Source organism: Pseudomonas sichuanensis (assembly GCF_024749065.1).
Classification (GTDB): Bacteria; Pseudomonadota; Gammaproteobacteria; order Pseudomonadales; family Pseudomonadaceae; genus Aquipseudomonas; species Aquipseudomonas sichuanensis.
The window spans coordinates 1,041,261-1,065,521 of record NZ_CP087185.1 but is presented as its reverse complement, the minus strand read 5'-3'; the positions used below and the strand labels follow the sequence as shown (position 1 = coordinate 1,065,521).

The following is a 24,261-nucleotide window of genomic DNA, read 5'->3' as shown; positions in this document are numbered from 1 at the left end:
GCCTCTCTCTAATTCTTCGCAACGGCGGGTTGGGCCGTCGTCGGTGCAATCGGTTCCCGCCAACCAACGGCCAGACCGTTGGCGTAACGCAGATCGATGCGGGCGATAGTGGTGATCTGGTCTTTAAGCGTTTTGTCGTAAATGGCAATGAAACGGCGCATTTTCTCCACCAGATGGTCGCGCCCCAACAGCAGTTCGATGCCTGGCCCGGCGCTGCCCGCGCCAGTGGTCAGGAACCAGCTGCCTCGCTCGCGCAGCTCCAGGCGAGCGATGGAAAAGCCCATGGGGCGCAGCATCTGGCTCAATACCTGATACTGCTGCATGACTTGTTGCTGAGCCCGCTGCGGCCCGAACAGCTGCGGCAGGTGCTCGTAGTTGGCCAGCTCGCGCGGGGTGAAGGCCTGGCCCTGGTTGTTGAGCAGGGCCTCGTCACCCCAACGCGCCACCGGCAACTGTTCTTCCAGGCGGATCACCACTTCATCCGGCCAGACCCTGCGCACTTCGGCGTGGGCGATCCACGGCATCTGTTCCAGCTCGACGCGCATGGCCGTCAGGTCTACGGTGAAGAAGCTCGCCGCCACGTAGGGCGCGATACGCTGCTGCACCGCCTGCTGGCTGATGTAGCTGAGGTCGCCCTGCACGGCGATCTTGGTGATCGGCCGATCGGCGTACGGCATCAGGCGGATGGCGCCTTCATAGGCGCCAAAGCCTGCAGCCACCAGCAGCACCGGCCACAACAGGCGCTTGAGGCCGCCGAAGTTGGGACGGGGCAGGCGCGCCGATACGGGCTCGTCAGCCACCAGTCGGCTGGCACCACGCGGCACCGGCTTGCTGCGGCCGGGGACGGGTTGCTGCTGACGTATCATCGCGCCTTGCATGGCTGTTAACCTCGCGTCGCTACGCTGTCGGCCAGGATCGCCAGCACCAGTTGCTGGAAGTCCAGGCCGGCCGCGCGGGCCGCCATGGGCACCAGGCTATGATCGGTCATGCCAGGTGCGGTGTTGACTTCGAGCAGCCAGAACCGGCCCTGCTCGTCCTGCATCACGTCCAGCCGGCCCCAGCCTTCGATGCCGATGGCATCGCAGGCACGCGCGGTCAGGTCGATCAGCTCTTGTTCCTTGACGCTGTCCAGGCCGCACGGGATGCGGTACTGGGTGTCATTGGCGATGTACTTGGCGTCGTAGTCGTAGAACACGTGGGGGGTGCCCAGCGCGATCGGCGGCAGCACCTGGCCACGCAGCACGGCGATGGTGAACTCCGGGCCGTGAATCCATTGCTCGACCAGTACTTGCGAATCGTATTTGGCGGCGTCTTGCCAGGCGGCGATCAGTTCCTGCTCGCTGTTCACCTTGGCCATGCCGATGCTCGAACCTTCATGGGCAGGTTTGACGATCAGCGGGAAGCCCAGTTCCGCACTGGCGGCAACACAATCCTGCTCACTGGCCAGCACGGCGTGGCGCGGGGTTGGAATCCCCAGGCTCTGCCACACCTGCTTGGTGCGCAGCTTGTCCATGGCCAGGGCCGAAGCGAGGATGCCGCTGCCGGTGTAGGGGATGCCCAGGCACTCGAGCAGGCCTTGCATGCTGCCGTCTTCACCACCACGGCCGTGGAGGATGATGAAGGCGCGGTCGATCTTCTCGTTCTGCAGCCGCGTCAGCAGGTCATCGCCCACGTCGATGCCGACCACGTCGACACCGGCGCTGGTCAGCGCCTCGATCACCGCGGCGCCGGACTTGAGCGACACCTCGCGCTCGGCGCTCTTGCCGCCGTACAGCACGGCGACGCGGCCGAAGGCTGTGACGTCGAGGGTGGAATGCAGCGTGTCGTAGGCGCTGGTCATTTCGACTTCTCCTGCTTGGCGCCAGCGAACAGCGGGCTTTTCATCAGTTGCGGGGCCAGGCCGCCGACATCACCGGCACCCTGGCACAGCAGGATGTCGCCGGCGCGCAGCAGCGGCTGCACCAGCGGCGCCAGCTCGGCGCCACGTTCGATGTAGATCGGGTCCAGCTTGCCGCGCTGGCGGATGCTGTGGCACAGCTGACGGCTGTCCGCGCCCGGGATCGGCTCTTCGCCGGCCGGGTAGACCTCCATCAGCAGCAGCACGTTGGCGTCGCCCAGCACCTGCACGAAGTCGTCGTACAGGTCGCGGGTACGGCTGTAGCGGTGCGGCTGGTAGACAATCACCAGGCGGCGGCTTGGCCAGCCGCCGCGCACGGCCTTGATCACCGCGGCAACTTCGGTCGGGTGGTGGCCGTAGTCGTCGACCAGCATCACGCTGCCGCCTTCGACCGGCAGCTCGCCGTACACCTGGAAGCGTCGACCGACGCCCTGGAAGCCGGACAGGCCCTGGACGATGGCCTCGTCGCTGATGCCTTCGTCAGTGGCGATGGCGATGGTGGCCAGGGCATTGAGCACGTTGTGGTTGCCCGGCATGTTCACCGACACCTCGAGCGGCTCGCAGTCGCGGCGCAGCACGGTGAAGTGGGTCTGCATGCCCTGCTGGCGCACGTTGATGGCGCGGATGTCGGCCTCTTCGCTGAAGCCGTAGGTGACCGTCGGGCGCTTGACCTGCGGCAGGATCTCGCGCACCACCGGGTCGTCCAGGCACATCACGGCCAGGCCGTAGAACGGCAGGTTGTGCAGGAACTCGACGAAGGTCTTCTTCAGCTTGTTGAAGTCACCTTCGTAGGTCGCCATGTGGTCGGCGTCGATGTTGGTGACCACGGCAACCATCGGCTGCAGGTGCAGGAAGCTGGCATCGCTTTCGTCGGCTTCGGCGATCAGGTAGCGGCTGGTGCCCAGCTGCGCATTGGTGCCGGCGGCGGTCAATCGGCCACCGATGACGAAGGTCGGGTCCAGGCCACCGGCGGCGAACACCGAGGCCAGCAGGCTGGTGGTGGTGGTCTTGCCGTGGGTGCCGGCCACGGCGATACCGTGGCGATAGCGCATCAGCTCGGCGAGCATCTCGGCACGCGGCACCACCGGGATGCGGCGTTCGAGCGCAGTGGCGACTTCCGGGTTGGCCGGGTTGATCGCGCTGGACACCACCAGCACATCGGCGCTGGCGGCGTTCTCGGCGCGGTGGCCGACGAAGATCTCGGCGCCGAACGATTCCAGGCGTTCGGTGACCGGCGAGGTCTTGAGGTCGGAACCGGACACTTCATAGCCCAGGTTCAGCAGCACTTCGGCGATACCGCACATGCCCACGCCGCCGATACCGACGAAGTGGATACGGCGGATACGGCCCATCTTGGGCTGCGGCATGGCTTTCTGGCTTTCAACCATGGGCCACCTCCAGGCAGATATCGACCACGGTGCTGGTTGCGGCAGGTTTGGCCAGGCGACGCGCGGTGCCGGCCATGGTGTTGAGTTTCTCGGGTTGCATCAGCACCTCGTTCAGGCGTTCAGCGAGCTGCGCTGCGCCAGTTGTCGCTTGCGGCATCAGGAAGGCAGCGCCTTCACGAGCCAGATAGTTGGCGTTGTGGGTCTGGTGGTCGTCGATGGCGTGGGGCAAGGGCACCAGCATCGAAGGCAGGCCTGCCGCCGCGAGTTCGCTGACGGTCAGGGCACCGGCCCGGCAGACCACCATGTCGGCCCAGCCATAGGCGTGGGCCATGTCCTTGATGAACGGTTCTACCTGCGCCTCGACCCCCGCCTCCTGATAACGCTCGGCGGTGATCGGCGCATGGTGCTTGCCGGCCTGGTGGAACACCTCGGGCCGCAGGTTCGCGGGCACCTCGGACAGGGCCTTAGGCAACAATTTGTTCAATGGTTCCGCACCCAGGCTGCCGCCCATGACCAACAGGCGCGCGCGGCGATCGGCCAGGGGTGCGCGCTGCGCATCCATGAACAGCTCGGCACGCACCGGGTTGCCGGTGGTACGCAGCTTGTCGCTGGCGGCGAAGGTGCCCGGGAACGCCTCGCACACCCGCGCCGACAGCGGCACGAGCAGACGATTGGCGGTACCGGCGCGGGCGTTCTGTTCGTGGATCACCAGGGGCACGCCGCACAGTCGCGCGGCCACACCGCCAGGGCCGGTCACGTAGCCGCCGAAGCCGATCACGCAGACCGGTTTGAGCTCACGGACGATACGCCGTGCCTGCAGCACGGCCTTGACCAGGGTGAACGGCGCCTTGAGCAGCGACAGCTTGCCTTTGCCGCGCAGGCCGCTGACCTGGATCAGGTGCAGGGGCAAGCCGGCCTGGGGCACCAGCTCGTTCTCGATGCCGCGCGGGGTGCCCAGCCAGTGCACGCTGTAGCCACGGGCCTGGAACTCGCGGGCACAGGCCAATGCCGGGAACACATGGCCGCCGGTACCGCCGGCCATGATCAATACGTTCTTGCCGTCAGCGGCCATGATTGGTCTCCTCGGCAAAATCGTGTTCGTTGAACTCGTGTTCCTCGCTGCCCAGGTGCGTGCGGCTCTCCCACTCGATGCGTAATAACAACCCTACGCAGGCGCAGCAGATCACCAGCGAACTGCCCCCGTAACTGAGGAACGGCAGCGTCAGGCCCTTGGTCGGCAGCAGGCCGACGTTCACGCCGATGTTGATCAGGAACTGGCCGATCCACAGGAAGGCCAGGCCGAACGCCATGTAGGCGGCGAAGAACTGCTTGGCCTTCTCGGCCCACAGGCCGATGTACAGGGCGCGCACCGTGACGAAGACGAACAGCGCGACGGTCAGCAGCGAGCCGACCACGCCCAGCTCTTCAGCCAGCACCGAGAACACGAAGTCGGTGTGCGCTTCGGGCAGGTAGAACTGCTTCTGCACGCTGTTGCCCAGGCCCACGCCCAGCCACTCGCCGCGGCCAAAGGCGATCAACGCCTGGGTCAGCTGGTAGCCGGAGCCGAACTGGTCGGACCACGGGTCGGTAAAGGTGATCAGGCGCGCCATCCGATACGGCTGGGCCTGGACCAGCACCACCACCGACACCACCGCCAGCACCACCATCAGCGAGAAGCGGAACAACCCCACCCCGCCCAGGAACAACATGGCCGCAGCGGCGCCCATCATCACCACGGTGGCGCCGAAGTCCGGCTCCATCAGCAGCAGGACGGCCATCGGCAGCAGCACGATGAACGGCTTGAAGAAGCCCATCCAGGTTTCGCGAACTTCGGTCTGTCGGCGCACCAGGTAGCCGGCCAGGTAGATGACCACGAAGACCTTGGCGATCTCGGAAGGCTGGACGTTGAAGAAGCTGAAGCCGATCCAGCGCATCGAACCGTTCACTTCGCGGCCGATACCGGGCACCAGCACCATCACCAGCAGGCCGAAGGCGCCGATCAGCATCATGAAGCCCATGCGCTGCCAGGTGGCGATCGGCACCATCATGGTCATCACCCCGGCGCCCAGGCCGAGGACGACGTACACCAGGTGGCGGAACATGTGATAGAGCGGGTTGCCCGACTGCACCGCGGCCACTTCCGAGGACGCCGAGGTGATCATCACCAGGCCCAGGCCGAGCAGCGCCAGGCAGCCGGCCAGCAGCGGGAAGTCGAGGTCGATGCCACGGCCGCTGATCAGCGGCGACGGGTACGGCTTGAGGATGCCGAAGATCATGCCAGCCCCTCCGCCGCCTGGGCGAACAGGCGCCCGCGTTCTTCGAAGTTCTTGAACATGTCGAGGCTGGCGCAGGCCGGCGACAGCAGCACGGCATCGCCGGGCTGGGCCAGCTCGGCGCAGCGCTGCACCGCTTCATCGAGGGTTTTCACTCGCACCTGCAGCACGTCATCGCCAAGGGTTTGCGCCAAGCGCTCGGCATCGCGGCCCAGCAGCACCACCGCGCGGCAATGCTGCACCACCGGCGCGCGCAGGGCGGCGAAGTCAGCACCCTTGCCGTCACCGCCGGCAATCAGTACCAGCTTGCCTTCGATATCGGCCCCCAGGCCTTCGATAGCAGCCAGTGCGGCACCGACGTTGGTGGCCTTGGAATCGTCGTACCAGTTCACGCCGTTGCGCTCGCGGATCCACTGGCAGCGATGGGCCAGGCCCTTGAACTCGCGCAGGGCTTCGAGCATGGGCGCGAACGGCAGCCCGGCGGCATGGCCGAGGGCCAGGGCCGCCAGGGCGTTGCTCTGGTTGTGGGCACCGCGAATCTTCAGCTCGCGCACCGGCATGAGCGTCTGGAATTCGAAGGCCAGGTATTTTTCGCCGTCGACTTCGCGCAGGCCAAAGGCCTTGAAGTCCGGCGTATTGAGGCCGAAGGTCCAGCACGGCAGGCCTTCCACCGGCAATGGGCGGCTCAGCGCGTCCTGGCGGTTCACCACCACCTGCCGGGCGCCGCGGAAGATGCGGTGCTTGGCCAGGTGATAGGCCGGCAGGCCGCTGTAGCGGTCCATGTGGTCTTCGCTGATGTTCAGCACCGTGGCCACTTCGGCATTGAGCTGGTCGGTGGTTTCCAGCTGGAAGCTCGACAGCTCCATCACGTAGAGCTCCACGCTGTCATCGAGCAAATCCAGCGCCGGCGTGCCGAGGTTGCCGCCGACCGCCACACGTTTGCCCGCCTTGGCGGCCATTTCACCGACCAGGGTGGTGACCGTGCTCTTGGCGTTGGAACCACTGATGGCCACGATCGGCGCCTTGGCGTAACGGGCGAACAGCTCGATGTCACCGGACAGCGTCACGCCACGTGCCGCTGCCTGCTGCAGCGCCGGGGTCGCCAGGGCCAGGCCGGGGCTCACGTACAGCGTGCTGGCGCGGCACAGGAAGTCCACATCCAGCTCGCCACAGCGCACTTCCACCTGCGGGTAATCACGGCGCAGGGTGTCCAGTTCCGGCGGTTGCTCGCGGGTGTCGGCGACCGCAAAGGCAATGCCCCGGCTCGCCAGGAAGCGAACCAGGGACATGCCGCTCTTGCCGAGGCCGACAACGATGCGGAATTGGTCGGAAGCGATCAGTGACACGCTCGTTTACCTCAGTTTCAGGGTGGCAAGGCCGATCAGCACCAGAATCACGGTGATGATCCAGAAGCGGACGATCACCCGTGGCTCGGGCCAGCCCTTGAGTTCAAAGTGGTGATGGATCGGCGCCATGCGGAATACGCGCTTGCCGGTCAACTTGAAGGAAGCGACCTGGATCACCACCGACAGGGTTTCCATCACGAACACACCGCCCATGATGAACAGCACGATTTCCTGGCGGACGATCACGGCGATGGTGCCCAATGCGGCGCCCAGCGCCAGTGCACCGACGTCGCCCATGAACACCTGGGCCGGGTAAGTGTTGAACCACAGGAAGCCCAGGCCGGCACCGATCAGCGCGCCGCAGAACACGATCAGCTCGCCGGAACCCGGTACGTAAGGGATCAACAGGTATTCGGCGAACTTCACGTTGCCCGACAGGTAGCAGAAGATGCCCAGGGCGCCGCCGACCATCACCGTCGGCATGATCGCCAGGCCATCGAGGCCGTCGGTCAGGTTGACCGCGTTGCTCGAACCGACGATGACGAAGTAGGTGAGCACGATGAAGCCGGCACCCAGCGGAATGGTGAGGTCCTTGAGCATCGGGATGATCAGCGTGGTCTCGACGCTGGTCGGCGCGGTCTTGTAGAGGAAGATCGCCGCAGCCAGGCCGAACACCGACTGCCAGAAATACTTCCAGCGGCTAGGCAGGCCGCGCGAATTCTTCTCGATCACCTTGCGGTAGTCGTCGACCCAACCAATGGCGCCGAACGCCAGGGTGACGATCAGTACCACCCAGACGTAGCGGTTGGTCAGGTCGGCCCACAGCAGGGTGCTGATGGCGATGGCGGAAAGAATCAGCGCGCCGCCCATGGTCGGGGTGCCGGACTTGGACAGGTGCGATTGCGGGCCGTCGTTACGCACGGCCTGACCGATCTGGCGGATCTGCAGGGTACGGATCATCCACGGGCCCAGGCACAGGGCCAGGGTCAGCGCGGTCAGTACACCCAGGATCCCGCGCAGCGAGAGGTACTGGAAGACCGCGAAGCCCTTGTAGAACTGTTGCAGATACTCAGCCAACAGCAGCAGCATTAATGTTTCTCCCCGCCGGTTTCGCACAGTGCAGCCACGACGTTTTCCATCGCAGCGCTGCGCGAGCCCTTGATCAAGATAGTGGTGTCGCTGGCGGTCTCGACGCGGACGGCATCGATCAGCTCAGCTTGTGTAGCGAAATGGCGGCCATTGGCGCCGAAAGCCTGTACCGCATGGGCCATGTTGGCACCCACCGCGTAGAGCGCATCGACCTTGCCGCGGGCGTAGTCACCTACCTGGCGATGGCCTTCCTCGGCCCATTGCCCCAGTTCGCCGATATCCCCGAGCACCAGAACGGTGCGCCCGGAAAAGCCGGCGAGTATATCAATGGCCGCACACATCGAGGTGGGATTTGCGTTGTAGCTGTCATCGATCACCCGCACACCGTTCGGCGCGATCTGCGCCACGGTGCGGCCCTTGACCGGTTGCACGGCCTCGAGGCCAGCTTTGATACCGCTCAGGCTCAGACCAACGGCATGGGCGGCGGCGGCGGCGGCCAGGGCATTGCTGACGTTATGAGTGCCGAGCAGGTTCAATTGCACCGGCACGTTGCCATCAGGCCCATGCAGGGTGAACGACGGGCAGCCACGGGCATCGCGACCGATGCCGCTGGCATAGAAGTCGGCCTGCGGGTTGTCCAGGGCGAAGCTCAGGATGCGATGAGCACCGGCACGCTTGCGCCAGATTTCGAAGGCTTTGTCGGCCAGGTTGAGAATGGCGGTACCGCCCTCGCCCAGGCCTTCGAGGATCTCGCCCTTGGCCTCGACGATTTTCTCCGGGCCGCCGAACTCGCCCACATGGGCAGTGCCGGCGTTGTTGATGATCACCACCTGCGGCTGGGTGAGGCCAACGGTGTAGCGGATCTCGCCGATGCGCGAAGCGCCCAGTTCGATCACCGCGGCGCTGTGCTCGGGGGCGATCTCCAGCAGCGTCAGCGGCGCGCCGAGGTCGTTGTTCAGGTTGCCGCGGGTGGCATGGACCAGGCCCTGGGTACGCAGGATCGCGGCCAGCATTTCCTTGACGGTGGTCTTGCCACTGGAGCCGGTAATGGCGACCACGGGCTTGTCGTAGCCGGCACGGTTCAGTGCACCGAGCTGGCCGAGGGCCACACGGCAGTCGGCGACCAGCAACTGCGGCAGGTCGACGTCGGCGATTTCCCGCTCGACCAGGGCCGCGACCGCACCTTTGGCCTTCACGTCAGCCAGGTAGTCGTGACCATCGAAACGCGGCCCGGTGAGGGCGACGAACAGTTGACCGGCACCCACGCTGCGACTGTCGATGCTGACGCCGGTGAAGCTGGCGTCGGTACCGACCAGGCGCGCACTCAGTGCTGTGGTCAGCTGGCTGAGGGTCATGGGCTTAAGCATGCGGAGCCTCCCAGGCGGCCAGGGCCTTCTCGGCCTCGACCAGGTCGGAGAAGTCATGGCGTTCGCCATTGATCTCCTGGTAATCCTCGTGCCCCTTGCCGGCCAGGACGATCACGTCGTTGGCGCTGGCGCTGGCGATCAGGTGGGCGATGGCCTTGCCACGGCCGGCGACGAACTCGACGCTGGCGGGCTTGGCGAAACCGGGGCGAATATCGTCGAAGATCCGCTGCGGATCTTCAGTGCGCGGGTTGTCGTCGGTAACCAGCACGCGGTCGGCCAGGCGCTCGGCCACTTCGGCCATCAGCGGGCGCTTGCCGCGATCGCGGTCGCCGCCACAGCCGAACAGGCACAGCAACTGGCCGTGGGCATGCGGGCGCAAGGCTTCGAGAACTTTATCCAGCGCATCTGGCGTGTGCGCGTAATCGACCACCACCAATGGTTTGTCGCCGCCACCCAGGCGCTGCATGCGGCCCACCGGGCCCTGCAGTTGCGGGGTGACCTTGAGGATCTCGTCCAGCGAATAATCCAGCGCCAGCAGCGCTGCCACGGCGGCGAGCATGTTGCTCAGGTTGAAGCGACCCAGCAGCTGACTGCGCAGGGTGCGCTCGCCCTGGGCGGTGACCAGAGTGGCGCGCACGCCATCGTCATTGAAGCTGGCTTCGCGACAGAACAGCGAGGCGTCCGGGTTTTCCAGGCTATAGCTGAGCAGCCGGGTCTCGCTGTGATCGCTGCTGGGGCGACGGGCAAAATCATCGGCCAGGCGGCGGCCAAACGCATCGTCCAGGTTGACCACCTGGCAACGCAGGCTCGGCCAGGCGAACAGCTTGGCCTTGGCGGCCTCGTAGGCCTCCATGCTGCCGTGGTAGTCGAGGTGGTCGCGAGACAGGTTGGTCATCACCGCGATGTCGAACTCGAGCGCAGCGACGCGCCCCTGCTCCAGGGCATGGGAGGAGACTTCCATGGCCACGGCCTTGGCGCCGCCCTTCTTCAGGTCGTTGAGCGTCGCCTGCACGGCAATCGGATCCGGAGTGGTCAAGCGGCCACTCTGCAGCTCGCCATAGAAGCCGGTGCCCAGGGTGCCGATCAGGCCACAACGCTGACCGAGGGCATCGAGGGCCTGGGCCAGCAGCTGGGTGACACTGGTCTTGCCATTGGTACCAGTGACGCCCACCAGGTTCAGCTGGCGGCTCGGCTCGCCATAGAAGCGCCCGGCAATCTGCGACAGCTGGCCGATCAAACCCTTGACCGGGATCAGCGGCGCGTCGGTGATCGGCAGTACGCTGGCACCTTGCTCTTCGTAGGCCACCGCGGCGGCGCCACGGGCCAGGGCATCGGCGATATGGTCACGGCCATCGACCTTGGCGCCGGGCACGGCGAGGAACAGGTCGCCCGGGCGTACGGCGCGGCTGTCCAGGGTCAGTTCCCGAATCAACGGGTCGCGGCTGGCGTTGGCGAATAGCTTGCTCAATGGCATCGTCATCATCCACGCCCTCCCTTGGCGGGTACTGCACTGACTTGCTGTTGTTCGGTGGGCGGCGGCAGGTTGTCTGGCGGCACGTTCATCAGGCGCAGGGTGCCGGACATGACCTTGCTGAATACCGGCGCCGATACCAGGCCACCGAAGTAGCCGCCTTTGCTCGGCTCGTCGATGACCACGACGATGGCGTAGCGCGGGTCGCTCATCGGGCCGAAGCCGGCGAACAGCGAACGGTAGGCGTTTTCGGTGTAGCCCTTGGAACCGACCGTGGCTTTACGGGCGGTACCCGACTTGCCGCCCACGTGATAGAACGGCACCTGCGCACGGAACACCCCGCGCGGCGCCTCGATCACCTGCTGCAGCATGGCCTGCACGGTTTCGGCGGTTTCCTTGGGGATCGCCTGCACGGCTTCCGGCGCCTTGTCGACCTTGAGGATCGACAGCGGCACCATCTTGCCGTCGTTGGCCAAGGCCGCGTAGGCATGCACCAGTTGCAGCGCGGTCACCGACACACCGTAGCCATACGACAGGGTCGCGGTCTCGGCCTTGCGCCACTCGCGGTGGTTAGGCAGGTTGCCGACGCGCTCACCCGGGAAGCCCAGGCCGGTGTACTGACCAAGACCTACCTGGGACATCACCCGGTAGATGGCCTCGCCGCCGATATCGAAGGCGATCTTGCTCATGCCCACGTTACTGGAGTTGATCAGGATGCCGGTGAGGTCGAGGATCGGGCCTTCGCTCTTGGACACGTCCTTGATGGTGTAGCGGCCGATCTGCAGGCTGCCCGGATACACCTCGACCTTGTCGGTGGGTTTCCAGCGGCCGCTCTGCAGCGCAGCGCTCATCGAGATCGGCTTGACCGTCGAGCCCGGCTCGAACACGTCGATGATCGCCCGGTTGCGCATGGCAGCAGGGAACATGCTGCGGCGGTTGTTCGGGTTGTAGGTGGGCTGGTTGACCATGGCCAGTACTTCACCGGTCTTGACGTCCATGATCACCAGACTGCCAGCCTTGGCTTCCTGCTCGGCGATGGCATTACGCAATTCACGGGTGGCCAGGTATTGCAGGCGCAGGTCAATCGACAACGCCAAGGTCTTCCCGGCCTTGGCGTTCTTGGTTACCTGGATGTCCTTGATCAGCCGGCCGCGCCGATCCTTGATCACCTGCCGTTTGCCAGGCACCCCGGCGAGCCATTCGTCGTAAGCCAGCTCCACCCCTTCACGACCGTGGTCGTCAAGGTCGGTGAAGCCGACCATATGGGCGGTGACGTCGCCTGCCGGGTAGAAGCGGCGGAACTCTTCGAGCCCGTAGACGCCGGGTACTTTCAGGTCGAGCACATGCTGCCCCTGCTCCGGGGTCAGGCCACGGACCAGGTAGATGAATTCCTTGCTGGCCTGCTGGGTGAGGCGCTCGGTCAATTGCTGGGGGTTCTGCCCAAGGGCTGCGGCCAGTTGCGGCCAACGGTCCTTGGCAACCTGCATTTCCTTGGGGTTGGCCCACAAGGTGGTGACCGGCGTACTGACCGCCAGGGGTTCGCCGTTACGGTCGGTGATCAGGCCACGGTGCGCCGGGATAGGAATATGGCGCAGGCTGCGGGCATCGCCCTGGCCTTTGAGGAAGTCGCGGTCGACCACCTGCAGGTCGATGATGCGCCAGCAGATGGCACCGGCCATCAACGCCAACAGGCCGATGACCACACGGAAGCGCCAGGGGTAGAGTGCACCTTCGAGCTTCATCATGGCGCCACCATCCGCACTTCGTCAGCGGCCGGCACACGCATCTTCAGCTGCTCGCTGGCGAGGTTCTCGATACGGCTGTGGGCGGTCCAGGTGCTCTGCTCCAGAATCAGACGCCCCCACTCGGCCTGAGCCTTGTCCCGCTCGTTCAACTCGCCGTACAGGGTGTTGAGCAGTTGGCGGTTCCAGTGGGCGCTGTAAGACACGGCAATGGCCGAAACGAGCACGCCCACGAACAGCAGAAGCATCAGGAAGCTTCCGCCTGGCAAAGGTTTGGCAAATAGCCGGCTCACCGAAGCTTCTCCGCCACCCGCATCACGGCGCTGCGCGACCGCGGGTTGGCCTTGAGCTCTTCGGCAGAGGCGAACTGCGCCTTGCCGATGAGCTTGATCTTCGGTTCAAAGACCTTGTGCTGTACCGGCAGGTTACGCGGCAGATTGTCGGCCTCGCCCTTGACCAGCTTGCGCATGAACAGTTTGACGATGCGGTCTTCCAGCGAATGGAAGCTGATCACCACCAGGCGACCACCGATCTCCAGGGACTCCAGGGCGGCCTCAAGGCCAGCCTCCAGGTCGCCCAGCTCATTGTTGACGTGGATACGCAAACCCTGAAACGCACGGGTGGCCGGGTTCTTGCCCTTTTCCCAGGCAGGGTTGGCGACCTTGAGCACCTCGGCCAGATCACCGGTTCGGGTGAAAGGCTGCTTTTCGCGACGCTCGACCACCGCACGGGCCATGCGGCCGGCGAAACGCTCCTCACCGTATTCCTTGAATACCCGGGCGATCTCTTCCACTGGAGCGGTGGCGATGAATTCGGCGGCGCTCACACCCTTGTCAGGGTTCATGCGCATGTCCAGCGGGCCGTCGTTGAGGAAACTGAAGCCACGCTCGGGATCGTCCAGCTGCGGCGAGGACACGCCCAGGTCGAGCAATACGCCACTGACCTTGCCGTCCAGGGCACGCGCGCGCACCTCGTCGCCCAGCTCGGCAAAGCTGCGCTGCACAATGACAAAGCGGCCGTCTTCGGCCGCCAGCGCTTGCCCGGTGGCAATCGCTTGAGGATCCTTGTCGAACCCCAGCAACTGGCCCTGCGGCCCAAGCTTGCTGAGGATCAGGCGGCTGTGCCCGCCACGCCCGAAGGTGCCGTCCAGATAGCGACCGTCGGCGCGCAGGGCCAATGCCTCGACAGCTTCGTCGAGCAGGACGGTGATGTGGTTGAAGCCGCTATCTATGGTCACAGGATCAGGTCACGCAGTTCATCGGGCATGGCGCCCGGTTGTTGAATAGCTGCAAGGTCGGCTGCCGAAACCACGTTCCAGGCATCCTCATCCCACAACTGGAATTTGTTCAGTTGCCCCACCAGCATCGCCTTCTTGTCGAGCTTGGCGTATTCACGTAAACGGGGCGGTACCAGGAAACGCCCACTGCCATCGAGCTCCAGGTCAACCGCGTTACCGATCAGCAAACGCTGCAGGCGGCGGTTTTCCTCACGCAACGACGGCAAGGCGCGCAACTTGGCTTCAATCTGTTCCCACTCATCGAGGGGGTAAACACACAGGCAGGGATCCACCGCGTCGATGGTCACGATCAATTGACCATTGCAACGCGAATCGAGCTCGTCACGGTACCGGCTCGGCATGGCGAGACGGCCCTTGGCATCGAGGCTGACGGCGTTGGCTCCGCGGAACACGGCTGCGATTCCCCACAATGTTAGCTTTTTTGTGCCAGAAAACCCACTTCATCCCACTTTCTGCCACTTGCGCACACTATAGGAATCCGCCCGCCACACCGTCAAGGCGCGTTCATAAGGAAAACCCTTATAGGACGTGGATTTAGCGCAACAAAGGGAAGGGAAAGGATTACTCACGAAGAAAAATGACGGGAAAAATCAAGCGAACTCAGACGGATAGAGCTCGGAGTTAAAGTGATTTATTAAGAGTAAGATCTTTTTGGTATTACCAGAGGCATCTGCTATCGAAACAAGCAGAGGAAGGAGGGGTGGAGAGTCGATCTGTAAGCCGGGTTTTGTCGAGGACAGTCATTCCTCTACGACGGCCATCACTGGACGCCTCTAGCAACCTACCCGGTTCCGACGCGGGCCACGCCGTATGGAACCCTATTTGGTCTTGCTCCGAGTGGGGTTTACCTAGCCACGAACTGTTGCCAGCCGTGCGGTGCGCTCTTACCGCACCTTTTCACCCTTACCGGCACCGAAGTACTTAGGCGGTTATTTTCTGTGGCACTTTCCGTAGGCTCGCGCCTCCCAGGCGTTACCTGGCACTCTGCCCTGCGGAGCCCGGACTTTCCTCCCCCGCCTTTTGCGGAACAAAAGACGGCAGCGACTGTCCGATCGACTCTCCGCAGACAAGGTTACCGGCAGCGGCGCTCAAGAACAAGCGAGACGACAAATAATATCAGTTTGATATCAGTCGCGTTGCTGTTTTTCCAGCGCCAGTTGATAGAGCAGATTCTTGCGCACCCCGGTAATTTCCGCCGCCAACGCCGCCGCACGTTTGAGCGGCAATTCCGCCAGCAGCAGATCGAGCACCCGCTGCGCTTCGACACTGATCGCCTGCTCATCTTCGGGCGCGACCCAACCGGCCACCAGCACTACACACTCGCCGCGCTGCTGATTGCTGTCGCCCTGTACGAATGCACGCAGCTCGGCCAGCGGCAGGCCCTTGAGCGTTTCGAACGTCTTGGTGATCTCGCGCGCGAGCAATGCCGGGCGCTCACCACCGAACACCGCCTCCATGTCTTGCAGGCATTCCAGGATGCGATGGGGCGCCTCATAGAAGATCAGGGTGCGCGGCTCTTCCCTGACCTGTTCCAGTCGCGCGCGCCGCCCTGCCGTCTTGGCCGGCAGGAAGCCTTCGAAAATGAAGCGATCGGACGGCAGACCTGCAGCGGACAATGCAGCGATCAAGGCGCAGGCTCCCGGCACCGGCACCACCTGCACACCCGCAGCACGGGCCTGGCGCACCAGGTGATAGCCCGGATCGGAGATCAGCGGCGTACCGGCATCGGACACCAGCGCCACGTCGTCACCCGCCAGCAGCCGAGTGATGAAGCGCCCACCCTCATCACGCTCGTTGTGCTCATGACAGGCCGCCAGCGGCGTATCAATGCCGAAATGCTGGAGCAGACGCACCGAATGGCGAGTGTCTTCCGCAGCGATGAGGCTCACGTTCGCGAGCACCTTCAGTGCCCGCGCACTCATGTCGTCAAGGTTGCCGATGGGCGTGGCAACCACATACAGCGTTCCCATCGTGGATTTCGAAGCCCCTGCAACATCAGTCACTGCGCACACCTGCATACCGGATCAAAGCCGCCATTGTAGCCCGAGCACCGGCAACAGAGCGCAAAGAACTTCGCCTCCCTCACGCTCGCAGCCACCTATAGTGAAGGATCATCATCGGCGATGATCGCGCCACGCCCATTGCTTGGGTACAATCGCCGGCCAACTTGATCGAGTAACAGGACCTTTACATGATCGCTTGTCTGCGGCTGTTCACAGCCCTCTGCCTCGCTGCCCTGCTGGCAGCCTGCGCCAGCTCGCCCTCATCCAGCCTGGGCGAACTGCCACGCACCCCGGATGCCAGCATCGAACAGCTGCTCGAGAAGGCAGCCACCAGCAAGTCCGCCGAGGATGCAGCCCTGCTGCGACTGAGCGCCGCCGACCTGGCCTACAAGCAGAAAGACTACCCACGCTCGGCGCGCATCCTCGAGCAGGTCCCGCTGGACTCGCTCAAGCCGGCCCAGCAGGTCTTCGCCAGCACGCTGACGGCGGAGCTGGCCATGACCCGCAACCAGCCCAAGGCAGCCCTGGCAGCACTTGCCCACCCAAGCCTGCAGCGCGTCGGCGAACTACCGGAACAACAGCAAGCGCGCACCTACAGCGTTCACGCCGCCGCCCTCGAGGCCGACGGCCAGGCCCTGGCCGCCGCCCAACAGCGGGTGCTGCTGACGCCACTGCTCAGCGGCCAGGCGGCAAGCGCCAACAACGACGCCATCTGGGCCCTGGTCGCCTCGCTGCCAGCCGAACAACTGCAACAACCGGCCAACAACGAAACACTGGCCGGCTGGACCAGCCTGGCCCTCGCCGTGAAGCGCGCAGGCACCCTGGAGCAACAACAGGCCGCGATCGACACCTGGAAAGGCCAACACCCTGACCACCCGGCCGCCAAGCAACTGCCGGTCGCCCTGGTCAAGCTCAAGGAACTGGCTAGCCAGCCACTGACCAAGATCGCCCTGCTGCTGCCCCAGGAAGGGCCACTGGCAGGTGTCGCCCGTGCCCTGCGCGACGGCTTCATGGCCGCACACTTCCAGGCCCAGCAAGGCGGCCAGCCGGCCCCTGCCGTGCAGGTGTTCGACAGCTCGCGCATCACCTCGCTCGATGACTTCTACCGCCAGGCCCAGGCCGCCGGCGTGCAACTGGTGGTCGGCCCGCTGGAAAAACCGCTGGTGAAAAAACTCGCGGCCTACCCGCAGCTGCCCATCACCACCCTGGCCCTGAACTACGCCGACGCCGGCCAATCAGCCCCGCCTCAACTGTTCCAGTTCGGCCTTGCGGCCGAGGACGAAGCCCGCGAAGTCGCTCGCCGCGCCCGTGCCGACGGCAAGGTTCGTGCGGTCGCGCTGGTACCGCGCGGCGAATGGGGCGACCGCGTGCTCGCAGCCTTCCGCAAGGACTGGGAAAGCAATGGCGGTACCCTGCTGGCCGCCGAGCGCATCGCCCAGCCAGTCGCCCTCGCTCAACAGATCGCCGACCTGTTCCAGCTGCGCCAGAGCGAAGGCCGCGCCAAGAGCCTGCAAAGCACGGTCGGCAGCGACATCGCCGCCCAGCCGTCGCGCCGCCAGGACATCGATTTCATCTTCCTGGCCGCCACCCCGCAACAGGCCCAGCAGATCAAGCCGACGCTGAACTTCCAGTACGCCGGTGACGTGCCGGTGTACGCCACGTCCAACCTGTACAGCGCCAGCGGCGACATCAACCAGTACAACGACATGAACGGCATCCGCTTCTGCGAAACGCCGTGGCTGCTCGACACCACCAATAGCCTGCGCCAGCAGGTGGTGCAGCAGTGGCCGCAAGCGGCTGGCAGCCTCGGCCGCCTCTACGCCATGGGCGTCGACGCCTACAGCCTGGCGCCACGCCTGAGCCAGCTCAAGGCACTGCCGGACAACCGCGTCGAAGGTCTGTCTGGCAGCCTGAGCATGAACCCGGCTCAGCGTATCGAACGTCAGCTGCCATGGGCCGAGTTCTCCGGCGGCCAGGTCAAACGCCTGCCGGACACGCCGCGCTGATGCCCGGCGCATCGCCCAGCCACGCAGGCCAGGCTGCCGAAGACCAGGCCCTCGACTACCTCCGAGGGCAAGGTCTGCAGCTGCTGACGCGCAACTGGCGATGCAAGGGCGGCGAGCTCGATCTGGTCATGCTCGATGCCGATACAGTAGTATTCGTCGAAGTCCGCTACCGGCTACACGCGGACTTCGGCGGCGCGCTCGGCAGTATCGACGGGCGCAAGCAGAAGCGACTGGCGCTGGCCGCCAACTTATTCCTGCACGATGAAACCCGCTGGGCCGCTCAACCCTGCCGCTTCGACGTTGTCGCCCTGCAGGGCCAAGGCCATGCCGGGCAACCGCTTCTTTGGCTGAAAAACGCCTTCGAGTGCTGAACCTGTACCGAATTTTTCGCTCTATGTTTCGCGGGCGGATCCCTGGCGCGCGCCGCGCCGGCCACCGCCCCATTTAAGGTCACCAGATGGACATGCAATCCCGAATTCGCCGGCTGTTCCAGGCCAGCATCGACACCAAGCAACAGGCAATGGACATCCTGGCACCTCACATCGAGCAGGCCAGCCTGGTCATGGTCAACGCCCTGCTCAGCGACGGCAAGATGCTCGCCTGCGGCAACGGCGGTTCGGCCGGCGACGCCCAGCATTTCTCGTCCGAATTGCTCAACCGCTTCGAACGCGAGCGCCCGAGCCTGCCGGCCATTGCCCTGACCACCGACAGCTCGACACTCACCTCGATTGCCAACGACTACAGCTACAACGAGATCTTCTCCAAGCAGATTCGCGCCCTGGGCCAGCCCGGCGACGTTTTGCTGGCGATCTCCACCAGCGGCAACTCGGCCAACGTGATCCAGGCGATCCAGGCCGCACATGACCGCGAAATGATTGTCGTAGCCTTGACCGGTCGCGACGGCGGCGGCATGGCCTCGCTGCTGCTGCCCGAGGACGTGGAGATCCGCGTACCTTCGACCGTCACCGCACGCATCCAGGAAGTCCACCTGCTGGCGATCCACTGTCTGTGCGACCTGATCGACAGCCAACTGTTCGGGAGTGAAGAATGATCCCCAAGCACCTCGGCCTGATGGCCCTCACCCTGTGCCTGAGCGTCACAGGCTGCAGCTCGGTACTGACCTCGGCGCGCAACTCGCCCATCGAGGATGACCGCGGCACTCGCACCATCGGCAGCAAGATCGACGACTCACTGATCGAGACCAAGGTTGCGGTCAATATCGCCAAGGCCAACCCAGACCTGGACCAGGGCTCGCACATCGTCGTCAGCAGCTACAACGGCGTTGTCCTGTTGGCCGGCCAGACGCCGCGCGCAGACCTCAAGTCGCTGGCCGAGCAGACCGCCAGCCAGGTCCAGCGGGTCAAGAAGGTCCACAACGAGCTGCAGGTTATCCAGCCGTCCTCGATCCTGGCGCGCAATAACGACGCCTGGCTCACCACCAAGATCAAGACCCAGATGCTGACGGACGCCAGCGTCCCCGGCTCGCGCATCAAGGTAATCACCGAGAACGGTATCGTTTACCTGCTCGGCCTGGTCACCCAGCAAGAGGCCAACGCTGCCACCAACGTGGTACAGGGCGTCTCGGGCGTGCAGAAGATCGTCAAACTGTTCGAATACATCGACTGATCCCCCGCGAGGGCGAAACCCGCCCCTCGCCTTTCAACCCAGATCCAGGAAGTACCCCATGAAGAAGTACCTGCTGCCCGCCCTGCTGATTGGCACCTTCGCCACCCTGGCCGGCTGCTCTTCGCCGAGCGTGATCACCCTCAACGACGGCCGCGAACTGCAGACCCTTGACACCCCGCACTTCGATCGCGATTCCGGCTTCTACGAGTTCAAACAACTCGACGGCAAGCAGAACCGCGTCAACAAGGACCAGGTGCAGAGCATCAAGGACCTGTAAGCGCGAGTTCCAGGCACAAAAAAGGCGATCCACAAAGGATCGCCTTTTTTGTTACTTGACCACCTTGAGGCTGGGTCGACCGCTGGGGCGTGGAGGCTGGCTCCCCCCTTCCGGCGGGCCATCGTCATCCGGCTCGACACCCTCATCGTGCAGGTCGTCTTCATCATCGAGCGGCGGATCCAGCTCAAAGACCATGCCCTGGCCGTTCTCACGGGCATAAATACCCAGGATCGCGCCGGCCGGCACAAAGAGCGAGTGGGACACACCACCGAAGCGCCCCTCGAAGCTCACCGCGTCGTTGTCCATGTGCAGGTTACGCACGGCGCTGGGCGAGATATTCAGGACGATCTGGCCATCGCTGGCAAAACCCTGAGGCACCTGGACCGCCGGATACTCGGCATTGACCAGCATATGGGGCGTGCAATCGTTGTCGACGATCCACTCGTACAGCGCACGAACCAGATAGGGGCGACTGGAGTTCATCAACGGTTCCTCTTAAACCTTGCGCATTTCACGTTCGGCAGCAGACAGGCTCGCCTGGAAAGGCTCGCGGGCGAACTGTCGCTCCATGTAATCCAGCAGCGGCTTGGCCTGCCGTGGCAATTCAATACCCATCACCGGCAAGCGCCAGAGCATGGGCAATAGACAACAGTCGACGAGGCTTTGCTCCTCGCTCATGAAACAGGGCATCTCGCCAAACAGCGGCGCTACGCCGGTCAGGCTCTCACGCAGCTCCTTGCGCGCCTGGGTGCGTGCCGCCTCGCTGCTGCGCGGGTCGAGCACGGTATCGGCCAGGGCGCACCAGTCGCGCTGGATACGGTGCATCAGCAATCGACTGTTGCCACGCGCCACCGGGTAAACCGGCATCAGTGGCGGATGAGGATAACGCTCGTCGAGATACTCCATCACCACGGTCGACTCATACAGCGCCAGGTCACGATCGACCAGTGTCGGCAGGCTGCCATAAGGATTCACTTCGACCAGCTTGGGCGGCAGGCGTTTGGCGTCGACGTCGATGATCTGCACGGCGATGCCTTTCTCGGCGAGCACCAGGCGTACCCGATGAGAGTAATGATCAGCGGGGTCGGAATAGCAGGCTAACCTGTTGGTTGCGCCCATGTAGCGCCTCCTCGCACGGGATGCTTGTAAAACTGTAAATGAAAACGCGCCCGGGGCGCCCTGGCATTTCTGCCAGGGCGCCCCGGGCGCGTTCAACAACCAGAAACTACTGCGTGATCAGTGCACGTCCTTCCAGTATTCGCGCTTGAGCAAGTAGGCGAACACGAAGAAGAAAGCCAGGTACAGCAACACGTAGGTACCGATGCGCTGGCTTTCCAGTTTGACCGGGTTGGCCGAATAGGCCAGGAAGGTCACCAGGTTCTTGACCTTCTCGTCGAACTGCTCGGGCGTCAGGGTACCGGATTTCTCCTCGACGGTCAGCTGGTCGCACGCTTCATGGGTCAGCGGGCTGCCGGTCAGCGGGTCGAACTGCTTCTTGCCGTCGACCACGGTCTGCACCTGCTTGCAACCGATCACCTGATTACCCTGCAAGCCGACCAGCACGTTGGGCATCCCCACATTGGGGAAGACCTTGTTGTTCACCCGATAAGGCCGCGCAGGGTCCTCGTAGAAGCTGCGCAGGTAGGTGTACAGCCAGTCATTGCCACGTACCCGGGCAACCAGGGTGAGGTCGGGAGGCGCCGCGCCGAACCAGGTCTTGGCATCGTTTGGCTGCATGCCGATCTTCATGTGGTCACCGATCTTGGCACCGGTGAACACCAGGTTCTCGAGCATCAGCTCGTGCGGAATCCCCAGGTCGTCGGCCACCCGCTCATAACGCTGGAACTTGGCGCTGTGGCAGCCCATGCAATAGTTGGCGAAGGTCCGCGCACCGTCCTGCAGTGCGGCTTTGTCAGTGAGGTCGACATCGACCTTGTCCAGTTCCAGGCTGTGCTCGGCGGCAAACGAAAGGCCAGGCATCAGTGCCAGCAAACATACTGCAATCAACTTTTTCATCAGCCAGTCACCCTTTCCGGAACCGGTTTGGTCTTCTCGAGCCTTGTGTAGAACGGCATCAGCAGGAAGTAGGCGAAGTACAGCACCGTACACACCTGCGACAGCAAGGTACGCCCCGGGGTCGGTGCCAGCACGCCCAGCACACCGAGGATGACGAAGGCCACGCAGAACACCAGCAGCCAGACCTTGCTCAGCCAACCCTTGTAGCGCATGGAGCGCACCGGGCTGCGGTCAAGCCAGGGCAACACGAACAGCACAGCGATCGCGGCGCCCATGGCGATCACCCCGAACAGCTTGTCGGGCACCGCACGCAAGATCGCGTAGAACGGCGTGAAGTACCACACCGGGGCGATATGCTCAGGGGTCTTGAACGCGTTTGCCTGCTCGAAGTTCGGTTTTTCCAGGAAGTATCCGCCCATTTCCGGGAAGAAGAACACCACAGCGCAGAACACGAAGAGGAACACCACCACGCCGACGATATCCTTGACGGTGTAGTACGGGTGGAATGGAATGCCGTCCAGCGGGATACCGTTCTCGTCCTTTTTCTTCTTGATGTCCACACCATCGGGGTTGTTCGAACCCACTTCGTGCAGCGCCAGAATGTGCAGCACGACCAGGCCGAGAATCACGATCGGCAAGGCCACAACGTGCAGGGCGAAGAAGCGGTTCAGGGTGATACCCGAGATCAGGTAGTCGCCGCGGATCCACTGGGTGAGGTCACCACCGATCACCGGAATCGCGCCGAACAGCGAAATGATCACCTGGGCGCCCCAGTACGACATCTGCCCCCATGGCAGCAGGTAGCCCATGAAGGCCTCGGCCATCAGCGCCAGGTAGATCAGCATGCCGAACAGCCAGACCAGCTCGCGCGGCTTCTGGTAGGAGCCGTAGAGCAGGCCGCGGAACATGTGCAGGTAGACCACGATGAAGAACGCCGAGGCGCCGGTGGAGTGCAGGTAGCGCAGGATCCAGCCGTACTCGACGTCACGCATGATGTACTCGACCGAGGCGAAGGCCTCTTCCGCCGAGGGGGTGAAACTCATGGTCAGCCACACGCCGGTTACGATCTGGTTGACCAGCACCAGCAGCGCCAGCGAGCCGAAGAAGTACAGGAAGTTGAAGTTCTTGGGCGCGTAATACTTGCTCAGATGGTCTTCCCACATCTTCGTGGCGGGGAAGCGCGCATCGATCCACTCCATGAACTTGCTCATCATGCTTTCTCCTGATCGATGCCGATGACGACAAGGTCGTCAGACTCGTACGAGTGCGGTGGCACTGGCAGGTTCAGAGGCGCCGGCTGGGCTTTGTAGACACGACCGGCCAGGTCGTAGTGCGAACCGTGACAAGGGCAGAAATAGCCACCGACCCACTTCGGCCCAAGGTCGGCCGGAGCGACTTCGGGACGGAACGTCGGCGAGCACCCCAGATGGGTGCACAAGCCAACCAGAATGAGGATTTCGGGCTTGATCGAGCGATTCTGCGGATCAACGTAGGTGGGCTGCACCGACGCCTTGGATTCAGGATCGGAGAGCTCGGCGGTGAGCTTTTTCAGGTTGCCGAGGATTTCATCCGTTCGGCGCACGATGAAGACCGGCTGACCACGCCATTCAGCCACCATTTGCTGGCCTGGCTCGACCTTGGCGATATTGACCTTCACCGGTGCCCCTGCGGCTTTCGCCTTGGCACTGGGAAACCATGACCCCACGAACGGTACCGCAGCCCCCACTGCCCCCGCTGCCCCGACCACGGATGTCGCGGCTACGAGGAAGCGGCGCCGGCCTGCGTTGACGCCGTCATTGCTCATTCAGTCCTCTCCCATCAGCTTGCTTGGCCTGTTTGAACAGGCATCTACTTAGGTACGTCTGTGGCACTAAAAATTGGCCGTCATGGTAAGAAACAAATCCACACACTGACAAGGTGATTACCCGCTCGTCGGGCTACAACCCTCGCTTTGCTTGATCTGCGTCTATACGACAAGTGCCCACCGACTGCTGACAGGTTAGTTCAAGCCATAAAAAAAGCCCGGTTCCAAAGGAACCGGGCTTCTTCGACTGCCGAAGCGAAATTAACGCTTGGAGTACTGAGGACGCTTACGCGCTTTACGCAGACCCACTTTCTTACGCTCGACTTCACGAGCGTCGCGGGTGACGTAGCCAGCACGACGCAGAGCGCCACGCAGGGTTTCGTCGTATTCCATCAGGGCGCGGGTGATACCGTGGCGGATCGCACCGGCCTGACCGCTGACACCACCACCGGAAACGGTGACGTAGATGTCGAACTTCTCAACGGTCTCGGTCAGTTCCAGCGGCTGGCGAACAACCATGCGAGCGGTTTCGCGGCCGAAGAACACGTCCAGAGAACGGTTGTTGATGGAGATGTTACCGGTACCAGGACGCAGGAAAACGCGAGCGGTTGCGGTCTTGCGACGGCCAGTGCCGTAGTTTTGAGTCGCCGACATAATGA

Annotated in this window: 25 protein-coding genes and 1 other RNA gene; 5 read left to right on the top strand and 21 right to left on the bottom strand. The window is 63.8% G+C overall.

Going from position 1 to position 24,261, the window contains the following annotated elements:
* Positions 1 to 8: 8 nt before the first annotated feature.
* From LOY51_RS04985 to rsmI, 15 genes are all read right to left on the bottom strand, one after another.
* Positions 9 to 878: a cell division protein FtsQ/DivIB gene (locus LOY51_RS04985; RefSeq protein ID WP_153788216.1), complete on the bottom strand. Its 870-nt coding sequence runs from the start codon at positions 876 to 878 to the stop codon at positions 9 to 11.
* 5 nt (positions 879 to 883) lie between these two features.
* Positions 884 to 1,840 carry a D-alanine--D-alanine ligase gene (locus LOY51_RS04980; protein ID WP_125857537.1) on the bottom strand — a complete coding sequence of 319 codons (957 nt, stop codon included), beginning with the start codon at positions 1,838 to 1,840 and terminating at the stop codon, positions 884 to 886.
* The gene (gene murC, locus LOY51_RS04975) at positions 1,837 to 3,285 is read right to left on the bottom strand and encodes a UDP-N-acetylmuramate--L-alanine ligase (RefSeq protein WP_125462723.1); all 1,449 of its coding nucleotides are present in this window, start codon (positions 3,283 to 3,285) and stop codon (positions 1,837 to 1,839) included. Before murC ends, LOY51_RS04980 begins: the two co-directional genes overlap by 4 nt.
* The gene (gene murG / locus LOY51_RS04970) at positions 3,278 to 4,357 is read right to left on the bottom strand and encodes an undecaprenyldiphospho-muramoylpentapeptide beta-N-acetylglucosaminyltransferase (RefSeq protein WP_125462722.1); all 1,080 of its coding nucleotides are present in this window, start codon (positions 4,355 to 4,357) and stop codon (positions 3,278 to 3,280) included. The genes murC and murG overlap by 8 nt, the downstream gene beginning before the upstream one ends.
* Positions 4,347 to 5,561, bottom strand: a complete 1,215-nt coding sequence (gene ftsW, locus LOY51_RS04965; protein ID WP_125857536.1) for a putative lipid II flippase FtsW — start codon at positions 5,559 to 5,561, stop codon at positions 4,347 to 4,349. Before ftsW ends, murG begins: the two co-directional genes overlap by 11 nt.
* Positions 5,558 to 6,904, bottom strand: a complete 1,347-nt coding sequence (gene murD, locus LOY51_RS04960; RefSeq protein ID WP_258644971.1) for a UDP-N-acetylmuramoyl-L-alanine--D-glutamate ligase — start codon at positions 6,902 to 6,904, stop codon at positions 5,558 to 5,560. The genes ftsW and murD overlap by 4 nt, the downstream gene beginning before the upstream one ends.
* A 6-nt stretch (positions 6,905 to 6,910) precedes the next feature.
* Positions 6,911 to 7,993, bottom strand: coding sequence for a phospho-N-acetylmuramoyl-pentapeptide-transferase (mraY, locus tag LOY51_RS04955; RefSeq protein ID WP_110991623.1), 1,083 nt, complete (start codon positions 7,991 to 7,993; stop codon positions 6,911 to 6,913).
* Positions 7,993 to 9,360 carry a UDP-N-acetylmuramoyl-tripeptide--D-alanyl-D-alanine ligase gene (locus LOY51_RS04950; RefSeq protein WP_258644963.1) on the bottom strand — a complete coding sequence of 456 codons (1,368 nt, stop codon included), beginning with the start codon at positions 9,358 to 9,360 and terminating at the stop codon, positions 7,993 to 7,995. Before LOY51_RS04950 ends, mraY begins: the two co-directional genes overlap by 1 nt.
* Positions 9,353 to 10,843, bottom strand: a complete 1,491-nt coding sequence (locus tag LOY51_RS04945) for a UDP-N-acetylmuramoyl-L-alanyl-D-glutamate--2,6-diaminopimelate ligase (protein WP_374046904.1) — start codon at positions 10,841 to 10,843, stop codon at positions 9,353 to 9,355. Before LOY51_RS04945 ends, LOY51_RS04950 begins: the two co-directional genes overlap by 8 nt.
* On the bottom strand, positions 10,840 to 12,573 hold the full coding sequence (locus LOY51_RS04940; protein ID WP_189654556.1) for a peptidoglycan D,D-transpeptidase FtsI family protein: 1,734 nt from the start codon (positions 12,571 to 12,573) through the stop codon (positions 10,840 to 10,842). Before LOY51_RS04940 ends, LOY51_RS04945 begins: the two co-directional genes overlap by 4 nt.
* Positions 12,573 to 12,866 carry a cell division protein FtsL gene (gene ftsL / locus LOY51_RS04935; protein WP_070092339.1) on the bottom strand — a complete coding sequence of 98 codons (294 nt, stop codon included), beginning with the start codon at positions 12,864 to 12,866 and terminating at the stop codon, positions 12,573 to 12,575. The genes LOY51_RS04940 and ftsL overlap by 1 nt, the downstream gene beginning before the upstream one ends.
* The gene (gene rsmH, locus LOY51_RS04930; RefSeq protein ID WP_374046903.1) at positions 12,863 to 13,810 is read right to left on the bottom strand and encodes a 16S rRNA (cytosine(1402)-N(4))-methyltransferase RsmH; all 948 of its coding nucleotides are present in this window, start codon (positions 13,808 to 13,810) and stop codon (positions 12,863 to 12,865) included. Before rsmH ends, ftsL begins: the two co-directional genes overlap by 4 nt.
* Entirely contained in the window at positions 13,807 to 14,262 is a 456-nt protein-coding gene (gene mraZ, locus LOY51_RS04925; RefSeq protein ID WP_021784148.1) for a division/cell wall cluster transcriptional repressor MraZ, read from the bottom strand. The genes rsmH and mraZ overlap by 4 nt, the downstream gene beginning before the upstream one ends.
* A gap of 308 nt (positions 14,263 to 14,570) precedes the next feature.
* Positions 14,571 to 14,930: RNase P RNA component class A (gene rnpB / locus LOY51_RS04920), an RNA gene on the bottom strand.
* 67 nt (positions 14,931 to 14,997) lie between these two features.
* The gene (gene rsmI / locus LOY51_RS04915) at positions 14,998 to 15,840 is read right to left on the bottom strand and encodes a 16S rRNA (cytidine(1402)-2'-O)-methyltransferase (RefSeq protein WP_189654555.1); all 843 of its coding nucleotides are present in this window, start codon (positions 15,838 to 15,840) and stop codon (positions 14,998 to 15,000) included.
* Between the two features lie 221 nt (positions 15,841 to 16,061).
* On the opposite strand from rsmI, the gene LOY51_RS04910 reads away from it, so the two are divergent.
* The 5 genes from LOY51_RS04910 (at position 16,062) to LOY51_RS04890 (ending at position 19,782) form a co-directional block, all read left to right on the top strand.
* Entirely contained in the window at positions 16,062 to 17,879 is a 1,818-nt protein-coding gene (locus LOY51_RS04910) for a penicillin-binding protein activator (protein ID WP_125462716.1), read from the top strand.
* Positions 17,879 to 18,250: a YraN family protein gene (locus tag LOY51_RS04905; protein WP_258644952.1), complete on the top strand. Its 372-nt coding sequence runs from the start codon at positions 17,879 to 17,881 to the stop codon at positions 18,248 to 18,250. Before LOY51_RS04910 ends, LOY51_RS04905 begins: the two co-directional genes overlap by 1 nt.
* Positions 18,251 to 18,336: 86 nt before the next feature.
* Entirely contained in the window at positions 18,337 to 18,930 is a 594-nt protein-coding gene (locus LOY51_RS04900; protein WP_125857532.1) for a phosphoheptose isomerase, read from the top strand.
* Positions 18,927 to 19,505 (top strand): BON domain-containing protein, encoded by a 579-nt coding sequence (locus LOY51_RS04895; protein ID WP_125462715.1) that lies wholly within the window; start codon positions 18,927 to 18,929, stop codon positions 19,503 to 19,505. Before LOY51_RS04900 ends, LOY51_RS04895 begins: the two co-directional genes overlap by 4 nt.
* 58 nt (positions 19,506 to 19,563) lie before the next feature.
* Positions 19,564 to 19,782 (top strand): YgdI/YgdR family lipoprotein, encoded by a 219-nt coding sequence (locus LOY51_RS04890; RefSeq protein ID WP_110991629.1) that lies wholly within the window; start codon positions 19,564 to 19,566, stop codon positions 19,780 to 19,782.
* A 51-nt stretch (positions 19,783 to 19,833) separates the two neighbouring features.
* On the opposite strand, the gene LOY51_RS04885 is transcribed toward LOY51_RS04890, so the two are convergent.
* From LOY51_RS04885 to rpsI, 6 genes are all read right to left on the bottom strand, one after another.
* Positions 19,834 to 20,265 (bottom strand): ClpXP protease specificity-enhancing factor, encoded by a 432-nt coding sequence (locus LOY51_RS04885; RefSeq protein WP_125857531.1) that lies wholly within the window; start codon positions 20,263 to 20,265, stop codon positions 19,834 to 19,836.
* Between the two features lie 12 nt (positions 20,266 to 20,277).
* Positions 20,278 to 20,901: a glutathione S-transferase N-terminal domain-containing protein gene (locus LOY51_RS04880; protein ID WP_110991631.1), complete on the bottom strand. Its 624-nt coding sequence runs from the start codon at positions 20,899 to 20,901 to the stop codon at positions 20,278 to 20,280.
* 117 nt (positions 20,902 to 21,018) lie between these two features.
* Positions 21,019 to 21,798 (bottom strand): cytochrome c1, encoded by a 780-nt coding sequence (locus LOY51_RS04875; RefSeq protein ID WP_125857530.1) that lies wholly within the window; start codon positions 21,796 to 21,798, stop codon positions 21,019 to 21,021.
* Positions 21,798 to 23,009, bottom strand: coding sequence for a cytochrome b (locus tag LOY51_RS04870; protein WP_110991633.1), 1,212 nt, complete (start codon positions 23,007 to 23,009; stop codon positions 21,798 to 21,800). Before LOY51_RS04870 ends, LOY51_RS04875 begins: the two co-directional genes overlap by 1 nt.
* Positions 23,009 to 23,602: a ubiquinol-cytochrome c reductase iron-sulfur subunit gene (petA, locus tag LOY51_RS04865; protein WP_125462712.1), complete on the bottom strand. Its 594-nt coding sequence runs from the start codon at positions 23,600 to 23,602 to the stop codon at positions 23,009 to 23,011. Before petA ends, LOY51_RS04870 begins: the two co-directional genes overlap by 1 nt.
* Before the next feature lie 261 nt (positions 23,603 to 23,863).
* The gene (rpsI, locus tag LOY51_RS04860; RefSeq protein ID WP_003260797.1) at positions 23,864 to 24,256 is read right to left on the bottom strand and encodes a 30S ribosomal protein S9; all 393 of its coding nucleotides are present in this window, start codon (positions 24,254 to 24,256) and stop codon (positions 23,864 to 23,866) included.
* Positions 24,257 to 24,261: the final 5 nt, after the last annotated feature.

Coding starts and splice junctions, on each gene's coding strand:
- murC (WP_125462723.1), bottom strand. CDS start 3,285: ATGGTTGAAAGCCAGAAAGCCATGCCGCAGCCCAAGATGGGCCGTATC.
- murG (WP_125462722.1), bottom strand. CDS start 4,357: ATGGCCGCTGACGGCAAGAACGTATTGATCATGGCCGGCGGTACCGGC.
- LOY51_RS04950 (WP_258644963.1), bottom strand. CDS start 9,360: ATGCTTAAGCCCATGACCCTCAGCCAGCTGACCACAGCACTGAGTGCG.
- ftsW (WP_125857536.1), bottom strand. CDS start 5,561: ATGATCTTCGGCATCCTCAAGCCGTACCCGTCGCCGCTGATCAGCGGC.
- petA (WP_125462712.1), bottom strand. CDS start 23,602: ATGAGCAATGACGGCGTCAACGCAGGCCGGCGCCGCTTCCTCGTAGCC.
- LOY51_RS04895 (WP_125462715.1), top strand. CDS start 18,927: ATGATCCCCAAGCACCTCGGCCTGATGGCCCTCACCCTGTGCCTGAGC.
- LOY51_RS04945 (WP_374046904.1), bottom strand. CDS start 10,843: ATGATGACGATGCCATTGAGCAAGCTATTCGCCAACGCCAGCCGCGAC.
- LOY51_RS04985 (WP_153788216.1), bottom strand. CDS start 878: ATGCAAGGCGCGATGATACGTCAGCAGCAACCCGTCCCCGGCCGCAGC.
- LOY51_RS04880 (WP_110991631.1), bottom strand. CDS start 20,901: ATGGGCGCAACCAACAGGTTAGCCTGCTATTCCGACCCCGCTGATCAT.
- LOY51_RS04870 (WP_110991633.1), bottom strand. CDS start 23,009: ATGAGCAAGTTCATGGAGTGGATCGATGCGCGCTTCCCCGCCACGAAG.
- rpsI (WP_003260797.1), bottom strand. CDS start 24,256: ATGTCGGCGACTCAAAACTACGGCACTGGCCGTCGCAAGACCGCAACC.
- mraY (WP_110991623.1), bottom strand. CDS start 7,993: ATGCTGCTGCTGTTGGCTGAGTATCTGCAACAGTTCTACAAGGGCTTC.
- LOY51_RS04890 (WP_110991629.1), top strand. CDS start 19,564: ATGAAGAAGTACCTGCTGCCCGCCCTGCTGATTGGCACCTTCGCCACC.
- rsmI (WP_189654555.1), bottom strand. CDS start 15,840: ATGGGAACGCTGTATGTGGTTGCCACGCCCATCGGCAACCTTGACGAC.
- LOY51_RS04940 (WP_189654556.1), bottom strand. CDS start 12,573: ATGAAGCTCGAAGGTGCACTCTACCCCTGGCGCTTCCGTGTGGTCATC.
- LOY51_RS04900 (WP_125857532.1), top strand. CDS start 18,337: ATGGACATGCAATCCCGAATTCGCCGGCTGTTCCAGGCCAGCATCGAC.
- LOY51_RS04875 (WP_125857530.1), bottom strand. CDS start 21,798: ATGAAAAAGTTGATTGCAGTATGTTTGCTGGCACTGATGCCTGGCCTT.
- LOY51_RS04980 (WP_125857537.1), bottom strand. CDS start 1,840: ATGACCAGCGCCTACGACACGCTGCATTCCACCCTCGACGTCACAGCC.
- LOY51_RS04910 (WP_125462716.1), top strand. CDS start 16,062: ATGATCGCTTGTCTGCGGCTGTTCACAGCCCTCTGCCTCGCTGCCCTG.
- LOY51_RS04905 (WP_258644952.1), top strand. CDS start 17,879: ATGCCCGGCGCATCGCCCAGCCACGCAGGCCAGGCTGCCGAAGACCAG.
- LOY51_RS04885 (WP_125857531.1), bottom strand. CDS start 20,265: ATGAACTCCAGTCGCCCCTATCTGGTTCGTGCGCTGTACGAGTGGATC.